Genomic DNA, 20,910 nt, shown 5'->3' with positions numbered 1-20,910 from the left:
CACCTGCCCAGCCCGGCTAGGGTTGTGCGAGTGGCGGACTGGATCTCCAGAGACAGGGTTATCGGGTTCCGCCTGGCAGCCCACAATCTCACCGCACGCCTGGACGAGGACAGGCTGATCGACGCCGCCGGGCGGTGCGGGGTCCAGGACAGCCCTCCCGGGTCGGCGCTGCTCGCCCTGCACGCCAGGGTGGTGGGCGTCACCCGGGAACGGCTGGCTGCGGCGATCGGGCGGGAGAAGAGCCTGCTGCAGACCTGGTGCATGCGGGGCGCGCCGTTCTCCTTCCCGACCGTGGACGCACCGGTCTTCACCACCGGTGTCCTGCCAGCGGACGAGCAGGCGATGCGTCACCTGATTCCGGGCGTCGAGCAGGCAGTCGACTCCCTCGGTATGAGCCTGTCCGAGGCCGTCGAGCTCACCGCGGCCGAGATCCGCGAGGTGCTGACCGGCCGCGCGCTGGCCATCACCGAGCTGGGGGCGGAGGTCGCCCAGCGGATCGCCTCTGAGCTGCCGTCCTGGCAACGCGAAAGATGGGAACAGGAAGGCCCGTACGCCGCGGGGCAGCCGCTCGGTGAGGCGGTCGTGCACTTCTGCCTGCGCATCCTCACCTTGCGGCAGCTGGTGTGCTTCGCCCCCCGCACCGGGAACAAGGCGCCGTTCGTGCTGGTCGACGAATGGCTCGGCGGTCCGCTCCCGCAGGTCGATCCGGCGACCGCGCGCGCGGAACTGCTCCGGCGTTACCTGCACTGCTACGGACCGTCGACCCGCGCGGACTTCGCGGCCTGGCTCGGCCTCCGCGCCAGGGACGTCGCGCCCTGGTGGAACCTGGTCGAGGACGAGTTGGCGCAGGTCGAGTTCGCCGGGAAGGCCTGGATGCTCGCCGAAGACCTCGGCGCCCTGCGGTCCGCCGCGATGCCCAGCGGTGTGCGGCTGCTCCCTCCCCGCGACCCCTACACCCAGCTGCGCGACCGCCACACGGTCGTCGACCCCGACCGCCACCGCGCGATCTGGAAGACGATCGGCGAGCCGGGTGCGGTTCTGGTGGACGGAGAGATCGCCGGCAGTTGGCGTCCCCACAAGGGCGGACGGAAGCTGACCCTCACAATCAGCACCTTCGGCCCGGTGACCGGGCGGAACAGCAGGCTGCTCCAGGAGGAGGCCGAGCAGCTGGCCCCGCTACGCGGAGCGTCGGCCGTGGACGTCCGTCTTCAGAGCTACGGAGCCGACGCCTGATGCACGCCCGCCGTCCACCTGAGGCAGGATGGACGACATCCCTGCGATCCGGAGGCGGCCGCCCGGCCGGATCCGGTCCCGTCGACCCCCGGAGGACTGCATGACTCCGTTCACCAAGCGCCGCCCGTTGGCACCCGCCGGCTTCTTCGACGTGGAGGCGGCGGGGCTGCGGTGGCTGGCCGCCGTCCCGGACGGGGCGCGGGTGGCGCAGGTCCTGGAGGTCACCGCGTCCTCGATCACGCTCCAGGACATCGCGAACGCCGCCCCGACCCCGGTCGCGGCCGAGGCTTTCGGTGCGGCACTGGTTTGTACCCACGATGCCGGGGCAGCCGCCTTCGGGAGTGGTCCGGACGGCTGGAGCGGCGACGGCTATATCGGGGACGCCCCGCTCAGCCTGCGCCCGCAGCCACGCTGGGGCGAGTTCTACGCCGAGCAGCGGGTGCTGCCGTATGCACGTGCGGCGCTGGACGCCGGGGACCTTACGTCCGCGGACCTCGGTGCGATCGAACAGCTCTGCCGGAGACTGACGGACGGCGAGTTCGACGACGGCGCTCCCCCAGCCCGCCTCCACGGCGATCTCTGGTCGGGCAATGTGCTCTACTCCCCCGACGGCGTGGTGTTGATCGACCCGGCCGCCCAGGGCGGCCACCGGATCACCGACCTGGCGATGCTCAGCCTGTTCGGCGCGCCTCACCTGGGTGTCGTCCTGGAAGCCTACGAGAGTGCCAGCAGGTGGCTTCCGGCCGACTGGCGAGGGCTGGTCCCGCTGCACCAGCTGCACCCTCTGCTGGTGCACCTGGTGCTGTTCGGCAGCAGCTACCGCGCCCAGGCCATGGCGGCCGTCAGACGCTACTCCTGAGCGCGGCCCCGCTGGACTTCCCGGCCCACGCGGGCTCGGCCTGCGGTGGCGGATTCGGGCAGGGCCTGAACCTCAGCTGATGCGGCGGGCGTCCTCGTCGTCGAAATCGGCGTAGCGGCTCGCGAGATCGGAGTACTGGTCGTCGTCGGCCTCCACCTCGACCTCATCGGCGGGAACCGGGTAGTCCGGCTCGTAGCCGTCGCCCCGCAGTTCGCGCTCCAGGGAAGCGAAATCGGTGGAGTAAGAACGGTACTTCAGATCGCGAGCGACCTTGGTCTGCTTCGCCTTAGCACGGCCGCGCCCCATAGTGTCGGGTCAGCCCCCTCGCCTGTCCACAGCGGCTTGGCCGCTTCAGTTCAAAGTTTCGTCGTGAGCGCAAGGTTACCCAATGATCGTGCCGACTCAAAGACGACTCCACCGGCTGGCGCACCCACCAGCCGGGAGCGTGCTCTGGTCGCAAGCCGGCCGGCCTGCCTGCACCATGCTGTACCGAACACAGTACAAGATCGTGCACGGGAGCGTGGGCGCCCGGAAGAGGGGGACTCTGCCCACGGAAGAGGCAGTGCGCGGGTCAGGACGCGGGGTGGCTGCCCACCAGGCGCACCGAGCCGGTGCCGGCGGCCGCCACCGCTTCGCCGGCGACCCAGGACTGCACGCCCTCGGACGCCAGCACCCGCCGGGCGTCCTCCACGGACGCCTCCGGCAGCAGGACCACCATCCCCACCCCCATGTTCAGGGTTGCCTCAAGGTCGGGCTGGGAGACGCCACCGAGCCGTTGCACCAGGCCGAAGATCGGTGCCGGCGCCCAGCTGGCCCGGTCGAGGACGACCTCCACCCCGGCAGGAATCACCCGGGCGAGGTTGTTGGCAAGGCCGCCGCCAGTGATGTGGCTCATCGCGTGCACTTCGGTGGCCCCGATCACCGCCAGGCAGGGCTTGGCATAGACCCGGGTCGGCTCCAGCAGTTCCTCGCCGAGCGTCCGTCCGAGTTCGTCGACCTGCCGGTCGAGCGCCCACCCGGTCCGTTCCAGCAGGACATGGCGCACCAGCGAATAGCCGTTGGAGTGCAGCCCCGAGGAGGCCAGCGCGAGCGCCACGTCCCCGGGACGGACCAACTCGGGCCCCAGGAGCTTCGCCCGTTCGACCACCCCGGTGGTGGCGCCGGCGATGTCGAACTCGTCGGGGTCCAAGAGCCCCGGGTGTTCGGCGGTCTCTCCGCCCAGCAGGGCGGCACCGGCCGTCTCGCAGGCCGCGGCAATGCCTCCCACGAGCGCGGCGATCCGTTCCGGGTACACCTTGCCGCAGGCGATGTAGTCGGTGACGAACAAAGGCTCGGCGCCGCAGACCACCAGGTCGTCGACCAGCATCCCGACCAGGTCGTAGCCGACAGTGTCGTAGACCCCCATCGCCGCCGCGATTGCCACCTTGGTGCCCACCCCGTCGGTGGAGGTGGCCAGCACGGGATGGTCGTAGCGGGCCAGCGCCGAGGCGTCGAACAGGCCGGCGAAGCCGCCCAGCCCGCCCAGTACCTCGGGACGCCGGGTGCGCGCCACCGAGGCCTTCATCAACTCGACGGCTCGCTCCCCCGCCTCGATGTCGACGCCGGCAGCGGCATAGGCCGATCTCTCAGCAGCCAACCTTCCCCTCCAGTTCCAGTTGCAGCGCCCGCGCCGGGGTGATCGACACCGGGTACTCGCCGTCGAAGCAGGCGGTGCACAGTTTCCGCTTCGCGATCCCGGTGGACGCGACCAGCCCTGCCAGGCTGATGTAGCCCAGCGAGTCGGCGCCCAGCGAGCGGCAGATCTCCTCGACCTCCAGGCCGGGAGCGATCAGTTCGGCCCGGGTGGCGAAGTCGATCCCGAAGTAGCAGGGCCATTCCACCGGTGGCGAGGCGATCCGGACGTGCACCTCCGCCGCGCCGGCCTCGCGCAGCATCCGCACCAGCGCCCGCTGGGTGTTGCCGCGGACGATCGAGTCGTCCACCACCACCAGCCGGCGGCCTTCGATGACGTCGCGGATCGGATTGAGCTTCAGCCGGATGCCGAGCTGCCGGATGGTCTGGCTGGGCTGGATGAATGTCCGCCCGACGTAGGAGTTCTTCACCAGGCCCTGGCCGTACGGGATGCCGGAAGCCTCGGCGTAGCCGATCGCGGACGGGGTGCCGGACTCCGGCGTCGGGATCACCAGGTCGGCGTCGACCGGGGCCTCCATGGCCAGCGTCCGTCCGATCTCCTTGCGGACGGAGTGCACCCGCCGGCCGGAGATCAGCGAGTCGGGGCGGGCGAGGTAGACGTACTCGAAGACGCAACCACGGGGCTCCGGCTCGGTGAACCGGCGGCTGCGCAGGCCGTCGGCGTCGATCATCACCAGCTCGCCGGGTTCGATCTCGCGGATGAAGGTGGCGCCGGTGATGTCGAGCGCGGCGGTCTCGCTGGCCACCACCCAGCCGCGCTCCAGCCGTCCCAGGACCAGCGGGTGGATCCCCTGCGGGTCGCGGGCAGCGAACAACGTGTTCTCGTCGCAGAAGCACAGGCAGAACGCCCCGCGCAGCCGGGGCAGCACGGTCATCGCGGCGGCTTCGAGACCGTCGGCCGAGAAGGCCGAGAGCAGCGCTGTCAGCAGCGCGGTGTCGGAGGTGGAGTCCATCCGGTCCTTGCGCGGGATCACCTGGCCGGTGTCCTGCTCGGCGTACCAGGCCTCGAGTTCGTCGGTGTTGGTCAGGTTGCCGTTGTGCCCCAGCGCCAGCCCACCGGCATCGGCGGTGGCGCGGAAGGTGGGCTGCGCATTGCCCCAGGTGGACGCGCCCGTGGTCGAGTACCGGCAGTGACCGATCGCGAGATGGCCCTTCAGTGAGTTCAGCGCCGGCTCGTCGAAGACCTGCGAGACCAGGCCCATGTCCTTGAAGACCATGATCCGCTCACCGTTGCTGACCGCCATCCCCGCAGACTCCTGCCCGCGGTGCTGCAGCGCGTACAGCCCGAAGTAGGTGAGTTTCGACACCTCCTCGTCCGGCGCCCAGACCCCGAACACGCCACACGCGTCGCGCGGGGGGTGGTCGGCTTCCAGGGCAGCGAGATCGGTGTCGTCCACAAGGGCCACGCGGGCAGCTTACCGGCTGTCCGGGCGGCCGCCGGCACCGGTCTACTTCACGAACGGGATCCGCACCGGGTAGCGGTAGGCCTCCCCGCGATTGGCGGCGATCGCCCCCAGGATCGGGAAGATCAGCCCCAGGATCGGCAGCACCATGAAGCCGATCACCCCGATGAACGCGAAGGTCAGGATGAACGAGACGATGTAGCCGACCAGCATCGTGAGCTGGAAATTCAGCGACTCGACCGCGTTGGCGCGGACGTTGGGATCCTGCTGGCCCCGGGTGAGCATGATGATCAGCGGTGCGAGGAAGCCGACCAGGATGCCCAGCCAGTGCGCCATTGAGGCCGTCGAGGTGTCGGTGCCGTACTGGTAGGGCTGCAGGCCGTAGCCCGGGGTCGCGCCCGCCTGCGCGCCGTAGGGCGCATACGGCGCCTGCTGCCCTGCCGCACCCGGGTACGGCGCGGCCGGCGGGTACGGGGCGGAGGCGCTCGTCTGGTACGGCGACGCCGGCTGTGGCGGGACGGCCTGCGGGGACGGCGTCCCGTGCCCGTAGGACTCCGCTGCTGCCTGCTGGTTGTAGTCACCGAAGGAGGGCTGGGTGTAGGACGGCGTCGGCGGCTGTTGCGGGGCGTCGTAGGGCCCCTGACCCGGCAGTGGCGAGAATCCGGACCCGCCGGGGGCCGCGGACTCCACCGGAGCACTGGACGGCGGCGTGTCATACAGCGGGCCCGCCAGCGGCGGCAGGTCGAGCCAGCTGCCGCCGGGCGGCGCGGCCGGCGTCACCGGAGTGGCCGGTGCGGCAGCGGCGGCGACATCGAAGCTGGTCGGCTCGACCGGCTCCGGCTCGGCGTCGTCCAGCACGAGCCGGCGCGCCGGGCCGGTCGTGTCGGGTGCGGTGGTGTGATCGACCACGGCGGGTTCAGGCTCCGTGGTGAGGTCGGCAGGGACCGGTTCGGGTTCCACGACAACCTCGGCCAGCACCGGAGCGGGCTCCGCGGCATCAGCAGCGGCGGGTTCCGCCGAGGTGATGTCGGATGTCGGGCCGGAATCGACCACCACGGCATCGACGACGTCCTGCGACACCTCGGTGGCAGACTCGGGCTCGGCCTCGGTGGGCTCGACCACCTCGGTCTCGACGATCTCGGGCTCGACGGGTTCGGGACGCTCCCACCCGGTGGGACTGGACATACGGGCCTCCTGCTTCTGGGACGCACCTATTCTTGCCGCACACTGGGCCCACCCGGAGTGCTTCTCCCCCGAACCGACCCTGAACCAGCCCGTAGCCGGCCGATTTCCGGCCGCAGCAGTCAATCGCCCGCCACCCCCGACCGACCTGGGCGGTTCGGCCTTCGTCAGTGTCCGGCAGCCTGCATGGCGGACGGGAGGGGCGCCATCCAGCCGGCCCGCAGTTCGTCCAGGGGAAGCCTGATATGGCCCTGCACCTCCAGAACGCCGGTATCGGCGACCGTACCCAGATGAGCGGCGGGAACGCCGTGCTCGGCGCAGAGTGCCCCGAACGCGTCGGCCTGCTCCGGGGCCAGCGAGACCAGCACCCGTCCCGGGGTCTCGGAGAACAGCTGGACGCAGGGATCGCCCTCGGGCAGCCCCAGCGTGACGGAGACACCGAACCGCAGGCAGCCCTCGGCCAACCCCTGCGCCAGGCCACCGTCAGCCAGGTCGTGGGCGGAGCTGAGCAGGTGCCGGCGTGCGGCCGTCCGCAGCACGGTCGCCAGCCGCTGCTCGTGCGCCAGATCGGGGACCGGCGGCGTCCCGCCGAGGTGACCGTGGACCACCTCGGCCCAGGCCGATCCGGACAGATGCTCGCCGGTGCTGCCCAGCAGCCAGAGCTGGTCACCCGGGTTGCGGAAGCCGGTGGTGAGCCGGTCGGCGACGTCATCGATCACGCCCAGCATGCCGACCACCGGGGTGGGCAGGATGTTCGCCCCGCCGGTCTGGTTGTAGAAGCTGACATTGCCTCCGGTGACCGGGGTTCCGAGCGTCCGGCAGCCGTCGACCAGGCCGCCGATGGCCTCGGTGAACTGCCACATCACCTCAGGATCCTCCGGGGAGCCGAAGTTCAGGCAGTCGGTGATCGCCACCGGCTCGGCACCGGTAACCGCCACGTTCCGGTAGGCCTCGGCGAGCGCCAACTGGGCGCCCAGGTAGGGGTTCAGCAGCGTGAACCGGGCGTTGCAGTCGGTGGCCAGGGCGATCCCCAGGCCAGATTCCTCGTCCACCCGCAGCACGCCGGCGTCGTCGGGCTGGGCGAGGATCGAGTTACCCCGGACGTAACGGTCGTACTGGTCGGTCACCCAGGACTTGTCAGCCTGGTTGGGTGCGGTCACCACCGCCCAGAAAGCCGCCGTCAGGTCGTCCGGGCCGGTGGGACGGGGCAGGCTCTCGGCTGCGTCGGCGTTGAGCTCGTCCAGCCAGCCCGGACGGGCGATCGGACGGTCGTACACCGGCCCCTCGTGCGCGACGGTGGCGGGTTCGACGTTCACCACCTGTTCGCCGTGCCAGTCGATCACCAGCCGGTCGCCCTCGGTGACCTCGCCGATCACGGTGGCCAGCACGTCCCACCTGCGGCAGATCGCCATGAAGGCCTCCACGTCACCGGGTGCGACGACGGCCATCATCCGCTCCTGGGACTCGCTCATCAGAATCTCTTCGGGGCTCAGGGTCGGGTCGCGCAGCGGCACCAGGTCGAGATCGACATGCATGCCGCCGTCGCCGGCGCTGGCCAGCTCGGAGGTGGCGCACGAGATACCGGCGGCACCCAGATCCTGGATGCCGATGATGATGCCCGCGGCGAACAACTCCAGCGTGCTCTCGATCAGCAGCTTCTCCATGAACGGGTCGCCGACCTGAACTGCCGGGCGCTTGGCCGGGCCGTCGGCCTCGAAGGTCTCCGAGGCGAGGATGGACGCGCCGCCGATCCCGTCCCCGCCGGTAGCCGCACCGTAGAGGATCACCTTGTTGCCCACCCCGGAGGCGAAGGCGCGATGCAGGTCGTCGTGCCTCAGCACGCCCACGCAGAGGGCATTGACCAGGGGATTGCCGTAGTAGGACGGGTGGAAGACCAGTTCGCCGCCGACATTCGGCAGCCCCAGGCAGTTGCCGTAGCCGCCCACGCCGGCGACGATCCCGGGCAGCACCCGCGCGGTGTCGGGAGCGTCCAGGGCACCGAACCGCAGCGAGTCCATCACGCCGATCGGACGCGCGCCCATCGCCAGGATGTCGCGCACGATGCCGCCGACGCCGGTGGCGGCGCCCTGGTAGGGCTCGACATAGCTCGGGTGGTTGTGCGACTCGATCTTGAAGGTGACCGCCAGCCCGTTGCCGACGTCCACCACCCCGGCCTGTTCGCCGATGCCGGCCAGCAGTTCGCCGCGTGGGGTCTGGTTGCCAAGCTCACCGAATCGCTTGAGATGCACCTTGGACGACTTGTACGAGCAGTGTTCGGACCACATCACCGAGTACATGGCGAGTTCGCAGGAGGTGGGCCGGCGGCCGAGGATCGCGCGGATCCGCTCGTACTCGTCGGCTTTGAGGCCGAGTTCGGCCCAGGGCTGGCTGGCGTCGGGTGTGCTGGCGGCTTGCGAAACGGTGTCGACCACGCGGCAAATCTACCGGTTGCCACTGACGAGCCAGACCGGGTCCGCGCACGCCGGGGACGTCGGACGCCGGGAATCGGACGCCGCCCGCGGCAGGCCGGGGACGAACGGATCGACGTCCGAGCCAGCACGTCGTCCGCGGCGGGCCGCGGACGGACGGCTCGGTGACGTACGATAGGGGGGTCTCACCCCGGACACCCCCCAGAGCCCTCGGGGCGAAGAATGAGATCGACTGCTTTCCTGGATGAACGCCGCCACGGCGAACTCGCGTCCCGGCTGTGCTCGGTGCACGCCGAACGCACCTTTGTCGTCCGTTCGCCGCTGGACGACAGGCTGATCGGCGAACTCCCCGAAGCCACCGCCTCCGACGTCAGGGCCGCCGCTGAGGCCGCCCGGGACGCCCAGCACGCCTGGGGCGCACTCGATCCGTCCTTCCGCCGGCTGGCCTTCGGCCGGCTGGCCACCCTCCTGCAGGCGTTCGAGGCCGAGGCTGCCAGCCTGGTGCACGCCGAGACCGGCATCTCGCTCGATCAGGCGTCGGCCGAGCTCGGCGGCCTGGCCCGGGCGGTTGCCCTGTGGTCGCGACGGGCACCCCGGCAGCTCCGGGCGGTCAAGCAACGCCGCGGACTGCGCGTGGTCGCCACTGAGCGCCGTGAGCCGAGCGGGCTGGTCGGAGTGGGTTCTGGCATGCAGCATCCCTTCACCGAGCCTGCCACCCATGCCACCCTCGCCCTGCTGGCCGGCAACGCTGTGCTGCTGCGACCCAGCCCCGGAGGTTCCTTCAGCGCGCTGCTGCTGGCCGAACTCTTCGAGGCGGCCACCCTGCCCAAGGGGCTGGTCCGCGTGGTCGCCGGCCGCGGCGATCACCTGGACGCCCTGATCGCCGAGGTGGTCGACCAGGTGGTCTTCGACGAGTCCCCCGAGCTGGCGTGGCACTGCGATCAGCACGGGGTGGACCACCTCGAGCACGCCGGCTACGTCCCGGTCGCGGACGCGGCCATCCTCTCCCCCACCGTTTTCACCCGCACGGTCGTCCGCAGCCGCGGCGGCTGACTCGAAGAGTTGCCGGGTCGGCGGCGCCACTCGTCCACCCGCGAGTGCTGCCCGTGTCGAAGACCACGCGATCGGTCGGGCTGGCACCCTTGTCACATGACCTCGGCCCATCTGGTGCGAGCGGCCTTCGACCTGCCGCTGGATCCGCGCGACCGCGACGGCCCCAGGCTGGCCGGAGCCTTCCTGACCGAGCCGACGGCGGTGCTTGCCACCTCGGCACCGCACCAGGTGCCGGCGGTGGTCGCCGCCGCCGAGCAGGCCGCACGAGCCGGCCACTGGGTGGTCGGGGGGTTGACCTACGAGGCAGGCGGTGCCTGGGACGCCGCGCAGCGCACCCGTGCCGGCACCGGTGAACTCGCCCGGTTCGAGGTGTTCTCGGCCGACCCTGTCGGCTGGCCGGCCGCGTCGGCATCGCCGGTTCTCGACTGGTTCGTCAGCGGACGGTTCGCCGTCCCCGACCCCGCGGCGGCGATCACCGAAGTCCAGGAGCGGATCGCTGCGGGCGACTGCTACCAGGTCAACCTGACCAGCCGGATGGCCACGCTCCCGCCGCCGGGGGACGACCTGTACTCCCGGTTCCGGGGGCTGGCGTCCACCCAGCCGCAAGGGTATGCGGTCTTCCTGCGCGGGGCGGGGGTGGCGAGCGTCTCGCCGGAGCTCTTCTTCCACGCCCGCCCCGACGGCCGGGTGACCACCCAGCCGATGAAGGGCACGGCACCGGCTGGCACGCCGCCGGAGCAGCTCCGGGGCCACCCCAAGGAACAGGCCGAGAATCTGATGATCGTCGACCTGCTGCGCAACGACCTGGGCAGGGTCTGCCTCCCCGGGACAGTGCGGGTCGACGGGCTCTTCGACCTGCTCGAGCTGCCGACGGTGTGGCAGCTCGTCTCCACGGTGAGCGGGCAGGCCCGGCCCGGCACCGGCCTCGCCGACCTCTTCGCGGCGCTGTTCCCCTGCGGCTCGGTCACCGGCGCCCCGAAGATCCGCGCGATGGAGGTGATCGCCGGCCTCGAGTCCCAGCCCCGCGGCTGGTACTGCGGCGCGCTGGGCGTGCTGCGCCCCGGCGGTGAGGCGATCTTCAACGTTGCCATCCGGACCGTCGAGCAACGAGGCAGCCGGCTGGAGTGCGGGGTCGGGTCGGGCATCGTCGCCGACTCCCGGCCCAGCGCCGAGCTGGCCGAGTGGCGGGCGAAGACCCGTTTCCTCGGTGGCCGGCCGCTGGCCGCCCTGGAGACGCTGCGGTTGGTGGACGGCCGGTACCCGCGGCTGGCCGGCCACCTCGACCGGCTGGCCCGCGCGGACGCCGTCCTCGGCCTGGGTGCCGACCTCGCCGAGGCGGCGGCCGCGCTCGAGCGGCTGCGGGCGGCACATCCGTCCGGAGCCTGGCGGGTTCGGCTCACAGCCGGGGACGGTTCGACGCAGGCGGTGGCCTCCCGGTGTCCCGAGACGCCGTCCCCGGTGACGCTCGCGGTGGCCGACCGGCCGCTGGACACCGTCGCCCTGGCGCCGGTGATCGGCCACAAGACCAGCTGGCGGCAGCACTACGAGGCGCTGTACGACGGCCGTCCGGCAGGCGCCTTCGACGTGATCTGCCACACCACCGACGGCCAGGTCACCGAGGCGACCCGCGGCAACCTGGCATTCCTGCTGGACCGACGCTGGGTGACTCCGCCTGCCAGCCTGGGCCTGTTGCCCGGCGTGGAGCGGGCGGCCCGTCTGTCCGACGGCACCTTGGTGGAGGCGGCTGTCGGCCTCACTGACCTGGGCCGGGTCGAGCAGGTGGCCTATCTCAACGCGCTCCGCGGCTGGTGTCCGGTAGTCCTGCCAGACAGCGGGCGCTGACGTCCGGGCGTGGATGCCGCAGAAACCGGGCGAATGCGGTGACCCGAGTGGATTATCCACGCGAACCCCCGGAATCACCCGGTTTCTGCCGGACAGCAGGTCCTCACCAGGCCTCGAGGCTCAGCCGACAGCCGCCGCCAGGAAGCTCTGGACGCTTCCGAACAGGGTGAGGCCGTCGGTGCTGGCGGCGGCGAGTGCCTCGACGTTGTGCTCCGGGTGGGGCATCAGGCCCACGACGTTGCCGCGCTCGTTGGTGATGCCGGCGATGTCATTGACCGACCCGTTCGGGTTCACCTCCAGATAGCGGAAGACCACCCGGTTCTCGCCCTCCAGCCGGGCGATCGTCTCGGCGTCGGCCTGGTAGTTACCCTCGCCGTTCTTCAGCGCGATCACGATCTCCTGGCCCTCGGTGTACTGACAGGTCCAGACCGTGTCGCGAGTCTCGACCCGCAACCGCTGGTCACGGCAGACGAAGGTCTGCCGGTCATTGCGGATCAGCGCTCCGGGCAGCAGGTGCGCCTCGCAGAGCATCTGGAAGCCGTTGCAGATGCCGAGCACGGGCATCCCCTCGTCCGCCCGCCGGATCACCTCGGTCATCACCGGAGAGAACCGGGCGATCGCACCGCAGCGCAGGTAGTCGCCGTAGGAGAACCCACCGGGCAGGATCACGGCGTCCACGCCGGCCAGGTCATCGTGCGCGTGCCACAGCGCCACCGGCTGGGCGCCGGAGAGCCGCACTGCGCGGGCAGCGTCCCCGTCGTCCAGCGAGCCAGGGAAGGTGACGACGCCGATGCGGGCGGTCACGAGTCCACCCGCACCTGGAAGGTCTCGATAACCGTGTTGGCCAGCAGGGTCTCGGCGGCGTGGCTGATCTGGCCCAGCCGCTCGTCGGTCACCTCGCCGTCCACCTCGATCTCGAACCGCTTGCCCTGACGGACCGACAGCCCGCTGAAGCCGAGCCGGGCCAGCGCGCCGGTGACCGCCTTGCCCTGGGGGTCGAGGATCTCCGGCTTGGGCATCACGTCGACTATCACTCGCGCCATGGCCAGGAGTGTAGACGATCGCGACCACGCCGCTCGGCGGTCTCCGCCTGGCGTCCGGCCGGGCCCGCTCACCCCTCCAGCGGGTGGCCGGTGAGCCGCTGGTAGGCCTCCAGGTAGCGGGCGCGGGTGGCCGCCACCACCTGGGGCGGCAGCGGCGGGGGCGGGGTGTCGGAGGTCGGGTTCCAGCCGGACTCGGTGGCCAGCCAGTCGCGGACGTACTGCTTGTCGTAGCTCGGCTGCGCCTGACCGGGCTGCCAGGCGGCCGCGTCCCAGAACCGGGACGAGTCCGGAGTGAGCACCTCGTCGGCCAGGACGAGAGTGCCGTCGGGCCGCAACCCGAACTCGAACTTGGTGTCGGCCAGGATGATCCCGCGTTCCCGGGCGAGCTCCTCGGCGCGGCTGTAGAGCGCCAGGGTGGCGTCCCGCAGGCGCGCGGCCAGGTCGTCGCCGTGCAGTTCGGCGATGGTGGCGAAGTCGACGTTGATGTCGTGCTCGCCCAGCGGCGCCTTGATCGCCGGGGTGAAGATCGGCTCCGGCAGCCGCGAACCGTCCTGCAGCCCGGACGGCAGGCCAATCCCGGTCACCGAGCGGGTGAGCCGGTACTCCTTCCAGCCCGAGCCGGTCAGGTAGCCCCGGGCCACACACTCCACCGGGATCATCTCCAGCGGTTCGACATAGACCGCCCGTCCGGCCACCTCAGCCGGCACGTCGGTGGAGCGGACGTGGTTCGCCCCCAGTTCCTTGAGCTGTTCGAACCACCACAGGGACAGCTGGGTGAGCACCCGTCCCTTGTCCGGGATCGGTGTCTCCAACACGAAGTCGAAGGCTGAGATGTTGTCGGTGGCGACCAGGAGGATCCCCTTCTCGCCCGCGTCGTAGAGGCGGCGGACTTTCCCGGCGTGGAGCAGCGGCAACTCAAGCATGCCGTCAGGGTACGGCCTCGGTGGCCGCGCCCCCCACCCCGCCCACCCCTCACTCCGAGCCCCGTCACGCCGAGCGCCCATTAACGCCGAGCGCCTCCCTTCACGCCGAGCGCTCGGCCCCAGGGCCTGGCGCTCGACGGGAAGGGAGGCGGTCAGTTCGCGAAGGGTGGCGTTCGTCGGACCGGACGGACGCGGTCAGAGGACGGCGCCGGGGTGGTAGGCGGCGGCCTCGGGGTGACGCGCGGCAAGCTCTGCCACCCGGGCGGCGATCCTGTCGACCTGGTCGGCGGCCGACCCGGTCAGCTCCAGCGGGTCGGCGACCGCGGCCCGCACCTGGCCGAGGTCGAGGCCCAGACGCGGGTCGGCGGCCAGCCGCTCGAACAGGTCGTTCTCGGTCGCTCCGGCGCGCATCTCCAGCGCCACCGCCACCGCGTGCTCCTTGATCGCCTCGTGGGCGGCTTCGCGTCCCACCCCGTGGCGGACGGCGGCCATCAGCACCTTGGTGGTGGACAGGAACGGCAGGTACCGCTGCAACTCAGCCTCGATGACGGCCGGGAACGCGCCGAACTCGCCGAGCACGGTGAGGAAGGTCTCGAACAGCCCATCGAGGGCGTAGCAGGCGTCGGGCAGCGCCACCCGCCGCACCACCGACTCGGACACGTCACCCTCATTCCACTGCGCCCCGGCGATCTCGGCAGCCATGGTCGCGTAGCCGCGCAGCACCACCGTCAGGCCGTTCACCCGCTCGCAGGAGCGGGCGTTCATCTTGTGCGGCATCGCCGAGGAGCCGACCTGGCCGGGCTTGAAGCCTTCGGTGGCCAGCTCCTGACCTGCCATCAGCCGGATGGTCAGGGCCAGGCTGGACGGCCCGGCTGCGGTCTGCACCAGTGCGGAGAGGACGTCGTGGTCGAGGGAACGCGGGTAGATCTGCCCGGTGGCGGTCAGGACGGTGGCGAACCCGAGGTGGTCGGCAACCCGCCGTTCGAGATCGGCGAGCCGGGCGGCGTCCCCGCCGAGCAGGTCGAGCATGTCCTGGGCTGTGCCCATCGGGCCCTTGATGCCGCGCAGCGGGTAGCGCGCGATCAGCTCGTCCAGCCGCTGGTAGGCGACCAGCACCTCGTCCGCGGCGGTGGCGAACCGCTTGCCGAGGGTGGTGACCTGACCGGGGACGTTGTGCGAGCGTCCGGCCATCGCCACGTCGCGGTACTCCACGGCCAGCCGGGCCAGGTTCACCAGCACCGTGACCACCCGCTCCCGGATGAGCTTCAGCGAGGCCAGGATCTGCTGCTGCTCGACGTTCTCGGTGAGGTCGCGGGAGGTCATCCCCTTGTGGATGTGCTCGTAGCCGGCCAGCTCACAGAACTCCTCGATCCGGGCCTTCACGTCGTGCCGGGTGACGCGTTCGCGGGCGGCGATCGAGTCGAGGTCGACCTGGTCGACAACCTTCTCATAGGCGGCGATCACGGTGTCCGGGTCGTCGCCGCCGAAGTCGACGCCGAGATCGCGCTGGGCTCTCAGGACGGCGATCCAGAGCTGCCGCTCGGCGACGATCTTGTGCTCGGGCGACCAGATCTCCCGCATCGCCGGTGAGGCGTAACGAGTGGCCAGGACATTGGGAATGGTCATGCCGCACCTCCCGTGGTCGAACCGGCAGCTTCGCCGGCCGTCCCCTGGCCCGGCTCACCGCTAGCCGGACGAGGAACCGTCCCCCCTCCCGGCCGTGGCTCGGGAGCGGGCACATGGGACGCGGAACCGTCCCCTGGTTCGACGGAATTGCCCCCCGTCCCGAGGCGGGCGGGAGCGGCGAGGCCCTGATCCAGACCGGCTCGATCAGCAGTGCCTGCGGCGGCCTTCTCCGCGATGTCGCGACGGTAGAAGCCACCCGCGAAGTGGACGTCCGCCGCTGTGGCATAGGCCACCTCGCGGGCTTCGGCGAGAGTGTCGCCCGTCCCGACCACGGCCAGCACCCGGCCGCCCGCAGTGACCAGCCGACCCTCGGCGTCCACCGCGGTGCCGGCGTGGAAGACGGTGCCGGTATCGGCTCCGGTGATCTCGTCACCGGAGCGGGGGGTGTCGGGATAGCCCTCGGCGGCCAAGACGACCGCGACTGCCGCACCGCTGCCCCACTCCAGCGGCGGCTCATCGGCGAGCCTGCCGGTGGCAGCAGCCAGCAGCACCCTGCCCAGCGGAGTGCGCAGCCGGGTGAGCAGCGGCTGGGTCTCCGGATCGCCGAACCGGGCGTTGAACTCCACCACCCGCACGCCGCGGCGGGTGAGCGCCAGGCCGGCGTACAGCAGGCCGACGAACGGTGTGCCGCGGCGGCGCAGTTCGTCGACGGTCGGCTGCAGCACGGTGCGCACCACCTCGTCCACCAGCCCCGGGGGCGCCCAAGGCAGCGGGGTGTAGGCGCCCATCCCGCCGGTGTTGGGGCCGGTGTCGCCGTCGCCGACCCGCTTGAAATCCTGCGCGGGTTCGAAGGGGAGGACGTGGTTGCCGTCCGACAGCGCGAACAGGCTCACCTCGGGGCCGTCGAGGTACTCCTCGACCACCACCCGGGAGCAGCCGGCGGCGTGCCGGATCGCCGCGTCCCGGTCCTCGGTCACGATCACACCCTTGCCGGCGGCCAGCCCGTCGTCCTTGACCACATAGGGCGGCCCGAAGAAGTCGAGGGCGGCCAGCACTTCGTCCATCGACAGGCAGAGCCGGGCCTCGGCAGTGGGGACACCGGCAGCCTGCATGATCTGTTTGGCGAAGGCCTTGCTGCCCTCCAGCCGGGCGGCCTCGGCGCCTGGTCCGAAGACCGGGATACCCGCGGCACGGACGGCGTCGCCGACGCCGGCGACCAGAGGAGCCTCCGGGCCGATCACCACCAGGCCCGCGCCCAGGTCGGCAGCGAGTTCGGCGACCGCCTCACCGTCCAGCGGGTCGACCGGGTGGTTGGTGCCCAGTTGCGCGGTACCGGGGTTGCCGGGCGCGATGTGCACCGCCGCCACCCCCGGATCCCGGCTCAGCGCCCACGCCAGCGCGTGCTCGCGTCCACCGCTGCCCACCACGAGTACCACCAGTCCGCTCACGGAGGTGATCCTAGCGACGTACCCTCGGGCGACCCGGCCCTCGCCAGGAGGAGACACCTCTGCCACCACCGCCCGTCAGCCTGACACCGGCCGCCCGGCCTTCGCCAGGAGCGACCGTCCGCCATGGAGCCGCTGGAGCCACGCTGAAGCTGCTGTCCCACCCCTGCCGCAGCACGCTGTGGCTGAACGTCCGAACACCGACCAGATCCACCACCTTGTTCAGCGCCCCGCCCCTGCCGCGGCACGCTGTGACCCAACACCCGAACACCGACTCCATCCCCCACCTTGTTCAGCGACCCATCGACGCCGTATCGCCGGGCTGCGACGCCGCGACTTGACCGCGGTGTCACACTGAAGATCCGGCGTCACTCCACCGGCGACCCTCCCCAGCCCGTCGACGCGCCTTTAACACCATCTGCCCATTTGTGTGGTAATTGCTGTGTTCGTGTTGGTATCGTAGGGCGCATGCCCACCGATGACGTTGTGCCTGAAGAACGACTTCTTCCTCATGAGCGGCATCTGCGCATCCTCGACCAGGCCCGCAGCCGTTCCCGGGTCGAGGTGTCAGCTCTGGCCGAGGAACTCGACGTGACCACCGAGACCATCCGGCGCGATCTGGCGATCCTGGAGCGCCAGGGGCAGTTGCGCCGGATCCACGGCGGCGCCGTCCATGTCCAGCAACTCGGCTACGAGCCCTCGGTGACCGCCCGGCGGGGCCAGTACGCGGCGGAGAAGGCCCGGATCGGCCGGGCCGCCCGCGATCTGCTCCCCGATGGTGGCTCGATCCTGATCGACTCCGGCACCACCACGCTTGAGCTCGTCCGGCACCTGCCGACAGGCCTGCCTATCACGGTGGTGACCAACTCCCTGCAGGCGGCGGCGCTGCTTGCCGAGCTACCCCGGGTCGAACTGCTGTTCCTGGGCGGCCGGCTGCGCGAGGTCACCGGTGCCGCTGTCGGCGCCTGGACGCGCTCGGCGCTGGAGGGCCTGCGGGTGGATGTCGCCTTCATGGGCACCAACGGGATCACCCCCGAGGCCGGCCTCACCACCCCCGACCAGTCCGAGGCCGAGGTGAAACGAGCGATGGTCGCCGCAGCCCGGCGGGTCGTCTGCCTGGCCGATCACAGCAAGGTCGGCCGCACCCAGCTGTGCCGCTTCGCCCGGCTCACCGAAGTCGACTCGGTCATCACCGACACCGGCCTGGACGACGGCCTTGCCGAAGAACTGCGTACCGCAGGGCCGGAGGTGATCCGGGCATGATCGTCACCCTCACTCCCAATCCCAGCGTCGACCGGACGGTGTCGATCTCGTCCCTGGAACGGGGCAGCGTCATGCGGGCCTTCCAGACCCGGGAGGATCCGGGCGGCAAGGGCCTCAATGTGAGCCGGGCGCTCGCCCTGCACGGCACCGCCACTGCCGCCGTGCTCCCGATCGGCGGGGTCTACGGCCGGCTGATGCTCGACCTGCTCGAACCCCTGGACGTGCAGGTGGAACCGGTCCGGATCAGGCAGGCGATCCGGGCGAACATCGCCATCGTCGAACCGGACGGCACCACCACCAAGATCAACGAGCTCGGCCCGCAGTTGCGCGACGATGAACTCGACGCCCTGCGCGACGCCGTCCGCCGGGCCAGCGGCACAGCCACCTGGGTGGTCTGCTGCGGTTCACTGCCACCGGGTGTGGCGGACGGGTTCTACGCCGACATGGTGCGCAGCTGCCAGGCCGATGGACTGAAGGTGGCGGTGGACTCCTCCGGCGGACCGCTCGTCGCCGCGCTGGCCGCCGGCCCCGATCTGATCAAGCCGAATCGCGTCGAGCTCGCCGAAGCCGTCGGACGCGACCTGCCGACCGTGGGCGCGGTGGTCGATGCTGCCCGGACGCTGATCGCCGCGGGCATCGGCACCGTGGTGATCAGCCTCGGCCGTGACGGCGCCTTGCTGGTGGACGCCTCCGAGGTGATCCAGGCGACCGCGCGGGTGAGCCAGCCGCTGTCGACGGTCGGAGCCGGGGACGCGCTGCTGGCCGGCTACCTGCACGCGGTCTCGTCCGGCAGCGACGCCGCGACCGCCCTGCGCACCGCCGTCGCCTTCGGCGCCGCCGCCGTCGCCCTGCCCGGCAGCGAGATGCCCAACCCCGACCAGATGGCCAAGGTCGACGTCCAGGTGACCGTCGACCCGGATCCCGCCCGTCTGCTGGACGACTGACCAGCGATCCCCCGGTCGAGCCACCAGTGTGCCGCCCCGGCCTGCCGGGAACACGGAGCGCGAAGGGCCTCGGCGTGAATCCGTGGGAGGTGCCGCCCCGGCCTGCCGGGAACGCGGTCACCCTCGGGGCTGGTAGCGGGTGAGCGTCGTTCCGGCCCACCGGCAGCGCAGCGCGATGCGCACTGGCCCGGGAATGTCGAGCGAAGGCCGCAGCGCCGGGCACCGGTCCCCACCCGCTCGAACAGCAGCCGGATCCGGCTTGACCGGCTGCCGGCACCGAACCCGACACAGCAGCAGGCCCCGCCACGGAACGCGGATGGCGGGGCCTGCTGTGTCGATGCGCCTACGGCTCGACGGTCACCTTGATCGCCTGGCCCTTGGCGACGATGTCGAAGGCCTCCAGGGCCCGCTCCAGCGGCAGGTGGACGGTGATCAGATCCTTCACCGGCACCTGCCCGGAGGCGATGTACTCCAAGGCCAACTTGTTGTGCTTCGGTGCCGAGCCGTTCGCCCCGTGGATGTGGAGCTGACGGTAGTGCACCAGATTGGAGTCGCAGGTGATGGTCGGATTGGTCTTCGGCAGGCCGCCGAAGAAGGAGATCCGGCCGTTGCGGGCGGCCATCGCGATCGCCTGCTCCTGGGTGATGTTCGCCGCCGTCGCGGTGATCACCACGTCGGCGCCTCGTCCGCCGGTGAGCCGCATGACCTCCGCCACCACGTCTACCTTGGAGGCGTCGATCACCTCGTCCGGCTTGACCGCTGCTGCCGACATCTCCAGCCGCTCAGCGTTCACATCGACCAGGAACACCCGCCCCGCCCGGTGCACGCCGCGGGCGATCCGGGTGTGAATGCAGCCGATCGGGCCGGCGCCGAACACCACCACAGTGTCGCCCTCCTCGATCCCGAGAAGTTCCTGGGCGTTGATCGCGCAGGCGAACGGCTCGGCGGCGGACGCCTCGTCGAAGCCGACCCCGTCCGGGATCCGGTTCAGACCGTCCACCTTGAGCACGGCCTGCGGTACCACCATGTACTCGGCGAAACCGCCGTCGTACTGGTAGCCGATCGAGGTCTGGTTCTCGCAGACCGCCATCCAGCCCTTGCGGCACTCGTGGCACTCCCCGCAGGGGATGGCCGCGATCACCTGGGCGCGGTCACCGACCACCCAGCCGGTGACGTTGGCGCCGACCTCGGCGACCTCACCGGCAATCTCGTGGCCCATCACCCGCGGCGGGGTGAGGTTCTGGTGGCCGTTGTGGAAGATCTTCACATCGGTGCCGCAGGTCGAGCAGTTCCGCACCTTCAGCAGCACCTCGTCAGCCGTGATCTGCGGGATCGGGGCGTCCTCGATCCGGACGTCCTCGGGGGCGTGGAAGCGTACTACCTTCATGTCAGTTCTCCTCTGCCGGGCTCAGGAGGGTGAGCACCTCGTCCACCGAACCGGTGGTGCGCAACTGTTCGGCGGCCTCGGGCTCCATCAGGATCTCCGCCAGGCTGGCCAGAATGCCGAGATGGTCGTCGGCCGCCGAGGCGATCGGGATGCACACCTTCACCTCATTGCCGTCCCAGTCGATCCCCTCGGGGAACTGGAGGAACCCCAGTGCCGGGGCCTTGATGTAGCCCCTGGACTCGTTGGTCCCGTGCGGGATCGCAACCCCCTCACCGATGTAGGTCGACACCTGCAGTTCGCGGGCGAACATGCCGTCGACGTACTCCGGGGTGGCGGCGCCAGCCTCGACGAGCACCTGGCCGCAGGCGCGGATGGCGTCGTCCTTGCTGACCGAGGCCAGCCCCAGCCGCACCGAGCCGGGTGCCAGAATCGAGTTCGTTGACAAGGGGTTCCTCCAGTTCTTCGTGGCCGGACGGGTCAGCTGTTCGCCGGCGCGCCGTTGGCCTGTTTGATCATCTCGACGACCTCGTCGTACTTGGGGCTGCCGATGAAATTATCCACCGCGACGTGCACTGCGGACGGGGTC

Annotated in this window: 17 protein-coding genes and 1 pseudogene; 6 read left to right on the top strand and 12 right to left on the bottom strand. The window is 70.9% G+C overall.

Annotation, left to right across the window (positions count from 1 at the left end; genetic code table 11):
• Positions 1–30 precede the first annotated feature (30 nt).
• Both VB080_RS13220 and VB080_RS13215 read left to right on the top strand, forming a co-directional pair.
• Positions 31–1,233, top strand: coding sequence for a winged helix DNA-binding domain-containing protein (locus VB080_RS13220; RefSeq protein ID WP_323418919.1), 1,203 nt, complete (start codon positions 31–33; stop codon positions 1,231–1,233).
• A gap of 100 nt (positions 1,234–1,333) precedes the next feature.
• Entirely contained in the window at positions 1,334–2,092 is a 759-nt protein-coding gene (locus VB080_RS13215) for a fructosamine kinase family protein (protein WP_323418918.1), read from the top strand.
• A gap of 72 nt (positions 2,093–2,164) precedes the next feature.
• On the opposite strand, the gene VB080_RS13210 is transcribed toward VB080_RS13215, so the two are convergent.
• The 5 genes from VB080_RS13210 to purL all read right to left on the bottom strand — a co-directional run bounded on the left by VB080_RS13210 (position 2,165) and on the right by purL (position 8,801).
• On the bottom strand, positions 2,165–2,398 hold the full coding sequence (locus VB080_RS13210; RefSeq protein ID WP_323418917.1) for a DUF3073 domain-containing protein: 234 nt from the start codon (positions 2,396–2,398) through the stop codon (positions 2,165–2,167).
• Positions 2,399–2,663: 265 nt separating this feature from the next.
• Entirely contained in the window at positions 2,664–3,728 is a 1,065-nt protein-coding gene (purM, locus tag VB080_RS13205) for a phosphoribosylformylglycinamidine cyclo-ligase (protein WP_323418916.1), read from the bottom strand.
• Positions 3,718–5,190: an amidophosphoribosyltransferase gene (gene purF, locus VB080_RS13200; RefSeq protein WP_323418915.1), complete on the bottom strand. Its 1,473-nt coding sequence runs from the start codon at positions 5,188–5,190 to the stop codon at positions 3,718–3,720. Before purF ends, purM begins: the two co-directional genes overlap by 11 nt.
• A gap of 42 nt (positions 5,191–5,232) precedes the next feature.
• A complete protein-coding gene (locus tag VB080_RS13195; protein ID WP_323418914.1) occupies positions 5,233–6,372 on the bottom strand; it encodes a DUF4870 domain-containing protein in 1,140 nt (379 codons plus the stop codon).
• Between the two features lie 164 nt (positions 6,373–6,536).
• Positions 6,537–8,801, bottom strand: a complete 2,265-nt coding sequence (purL, locus tag VB080_RS13190) for a phosphoribosylformylglycinamidine synthase subunit PurL (RefSeq protein WP_323418913.1) — start codon at positions 8,799–8,801, stop codon at positions 6,537–6,539.
• Positions 8,802–9,020: 219 nt separating this feature from the next.
• On the opposite strand from purL, the gene VB080_RS13185 reads away from it, so the two are divergent.
• Positions 9,021–9,851 (top strand): aldehyde dehydrogenase family protein, encoded by an 831-nt coding sequence (locus tag VB080_RS13185; RefSeq protein WP_323418912.1) that lies wholly within the window; start codon positions 9,021–9,023, stop codon positions 9,849–9,851.
• Positions 9,852–9,947: 96 nt separating this feature from the next.
• A complete protein-coding gene (locus VB080_RS13180; protein ID WP_323418911.1) occupies positions 9,948–11,693 on the top strand; it encodes a bifunctional anthranilate synthase component I family protein/class IV aminotransferase in 1,746 nt (581 codons plus the stop codon).
• 120 nt (positions 11,694–11,813) lie between these two features.
• On the opposite strand, the gene purQ is transcribed toward VB080_RS13180, so the two are convergent.
• The 5 genes and pseudogenes from purQ to purD all read right to left on the bottom strand — a co-directional run.
• A complete protein-coding gene (gene purQ, locus VB080_RS13175) occupies positions 11,814–12,497 on the bottom strand; it encodes a phosphoribosylformylglycinamidine synthase subunit PurQ (RefSeq protein WP_323418910.1) in 684 nt (227 codons plus the stop codon).
• Positions 12,494–12,736: a phosphoribosylformylglycinamidine synthase subunit PurS gene (gene purS / locus VB080_RS13170; protein ID WP_323418909.1), complete on the bottom strand. Its 243-nt coding sequence runs from the start codon at positions 12,734–12,736 to the stop codon at positions 12,494–12,496. Before purS ends, purQ begins: the two co-directional genes overlap by 4 nt.
• A gap of 68 nt (positions 12,737–12,804) precedes the next feature.
• Positions 12,805–13,659: a phosphoribosylaminoimidazolesuccinocarboxamide synthase gene (locus VB080_RS13165; RefSeq protein ID WP_323418908.1), complete on the bottom strand. Its 855-nt coding sequence runs from the start codon at positions 13,657–13,659 to the stop codon at positions 12,805–12,807.
• Between the two features lie 195 nt (positions 13,660–13,854).
• Positions 13,855–15,285, bottom strand: a complete 1,431-nt coding sequence (purB, locus tag VB080_RS13160; protein WP_323418907.1) for an adenylosuccinate lyase — start codon at positions 15,283–15,285, stop codon at positions 13,855–13,857.
• A gap of 116 nt (positions 15,286–15,401) precedes the next feature.
• Positions 15,402–16,724: pseudogene (purD, locus tag VB080_RS13155) on the bottom strand (phosphoribosylamine--glycine ligase); the annotation flags it as partial.
• A 474-nt stretch (positions 16,725–17,198) separates the two neighbouring features.
• Here purD and VB080_RS13150 point away from each other — a divergent pair.
• On the top strand, positions 17,199–17,993 hold the full coding sequence (locus VB080_RS13150; RefSeq protein ID WP_323418906.1) for a DeoR/GlpR family DNA-binding transcription regulator: 795 nt from the start codon (positions 17,199–17,201) through the stop codon (positions 17,991–17,993).
• The gene (gene pfkB, locus VB080_RS13145) at positions 17,990–18,937 is read left to right on the top strand and encodes a 1-phosphofructokinase (RefSeq protein ID WP_323418905.1); all 948 of its coding nucleotides are present in this window, start codon (positions 17,990–17,992) and stop codon (positions 18,935–18,937) included. The genes VB080_RS13150 and pfkB overlap by 4 nt, the downstream gene beginning before the upstream one ends.
• Before the next feature lie 343 nt (positions 18,938–19,280).
• Here pfkB and VB080_RS13140 read toward each other — a convergent pair whose 3' ends face one another.
• Complete coding sequence (locus VB080_RS13140; RefSeq protein WP_323418904.1) at positions 19,281–20,324, bottom strand: zinc-dependent dehydrogenase; 1,044 nt, start codon at positions 20,322–20,324, stop codon at positions 19,281–19,283.
• Between the two features lies 1 nt (position 20,325).
• Positions 20,326–20,769: a PTS sugar transporter subunit IIA gene (locus tag VB080_RS13135; protein WP_323418903.1), complete on the bottom strand. Its 444-nt coding sequence runs from the start codon at positions 20,767–20,769 to the stop codon at positions 20,326–20,328.
• Positions 20,770–20,910 lie beyond the last annotated feature (141 nt).

It is taken from the genome of Propionicimonas sp. (genome assembly GCF_034927565.1).
Lineage (GTDB): Bacteria > Actinomycetota > Actinomycetes > Propionibacteriales > Propionibacteriaceae > Propionicimonas.
Note: the sequence above shows the minus strand (reverse complement) of the source record. Positions and strands in the feature narration are given on the sequence as shown.

Coding starts and splice junctions, on each gene's coding strand:
- VB080_RS13215 (WP_323418918.1), top strand. CDS start 1,334: ATGACTCCGTTCACCAAGCGCCGCCCGTTGGCACCCGCCGGCTTCTTC.
- VB080_RS13210 (WP_323418917.1), bottom strand. CDS start 2,398: ATGGGGCGCGGCCGTGCTAAGGCGAAGCAGACCAAGGTCGCTCGCGAT.
- VB080_RS13195 (WP_323418914.1), bottom strand. CDS start 6,372: ATGTCCAGTCCCACCGGGTGGGAGCGTCCCGAACCCGTCGAGCCCGAG.
- VB080_RS13185 (WP_323418912.1), top strand. CDS start 9,021: ATGAGATCGACTGCTTTCCTGGATGAACGCCGCCACGGCGAACTCGCG.
- VB080_RS13180 (WP_323418911.1), top strand. CDS start 9,948: ATGACCTCGGCCCATCTGGTGCGAGCGGCCTTCGACCTGCCGCTGGAT.
- purS (WP_323418909.1), bottom strand. CDS start 12,736: ATGGCGCGAGTGATAGTCGACGTGATGCCCAAGCCGGAGATCCTCGAC.
- VB080_RS13165 (WP_323418908.1), bottom strand. CDS start 13,659: ATGCTTGAGTTGCCGCTGCTCCACGCCGGGAAAGTCCGCCGCCTCTAC.
- purB (WP_323418907.1), bottom strand. CDS start 15,285: ATGACCATTCCCAATGTCCTGGCCACTCGTTACGCCTCACCGGCGATG.
- VB080_RS13150 (WP_323418906.1), top strand. CDS start 17,199: ATGCCCACCGATGACGTTGTGCCTGAAGAACGACTTCTTCCTCATGAG.
- pfkB (WP_323418905.1), top strand. CDS start 17,990: ATGATCGTCACCCTCACTCCCAATCCCAGCGTCGACCGGACGGTGTCG.
- VB080_RS13140 (WP_323418904.1), bottom strand. CDS start 20,324: ATGAAGGTAGTACGCTTCCACGCCCCCGAGGACGTCCGGATCGAGGAC.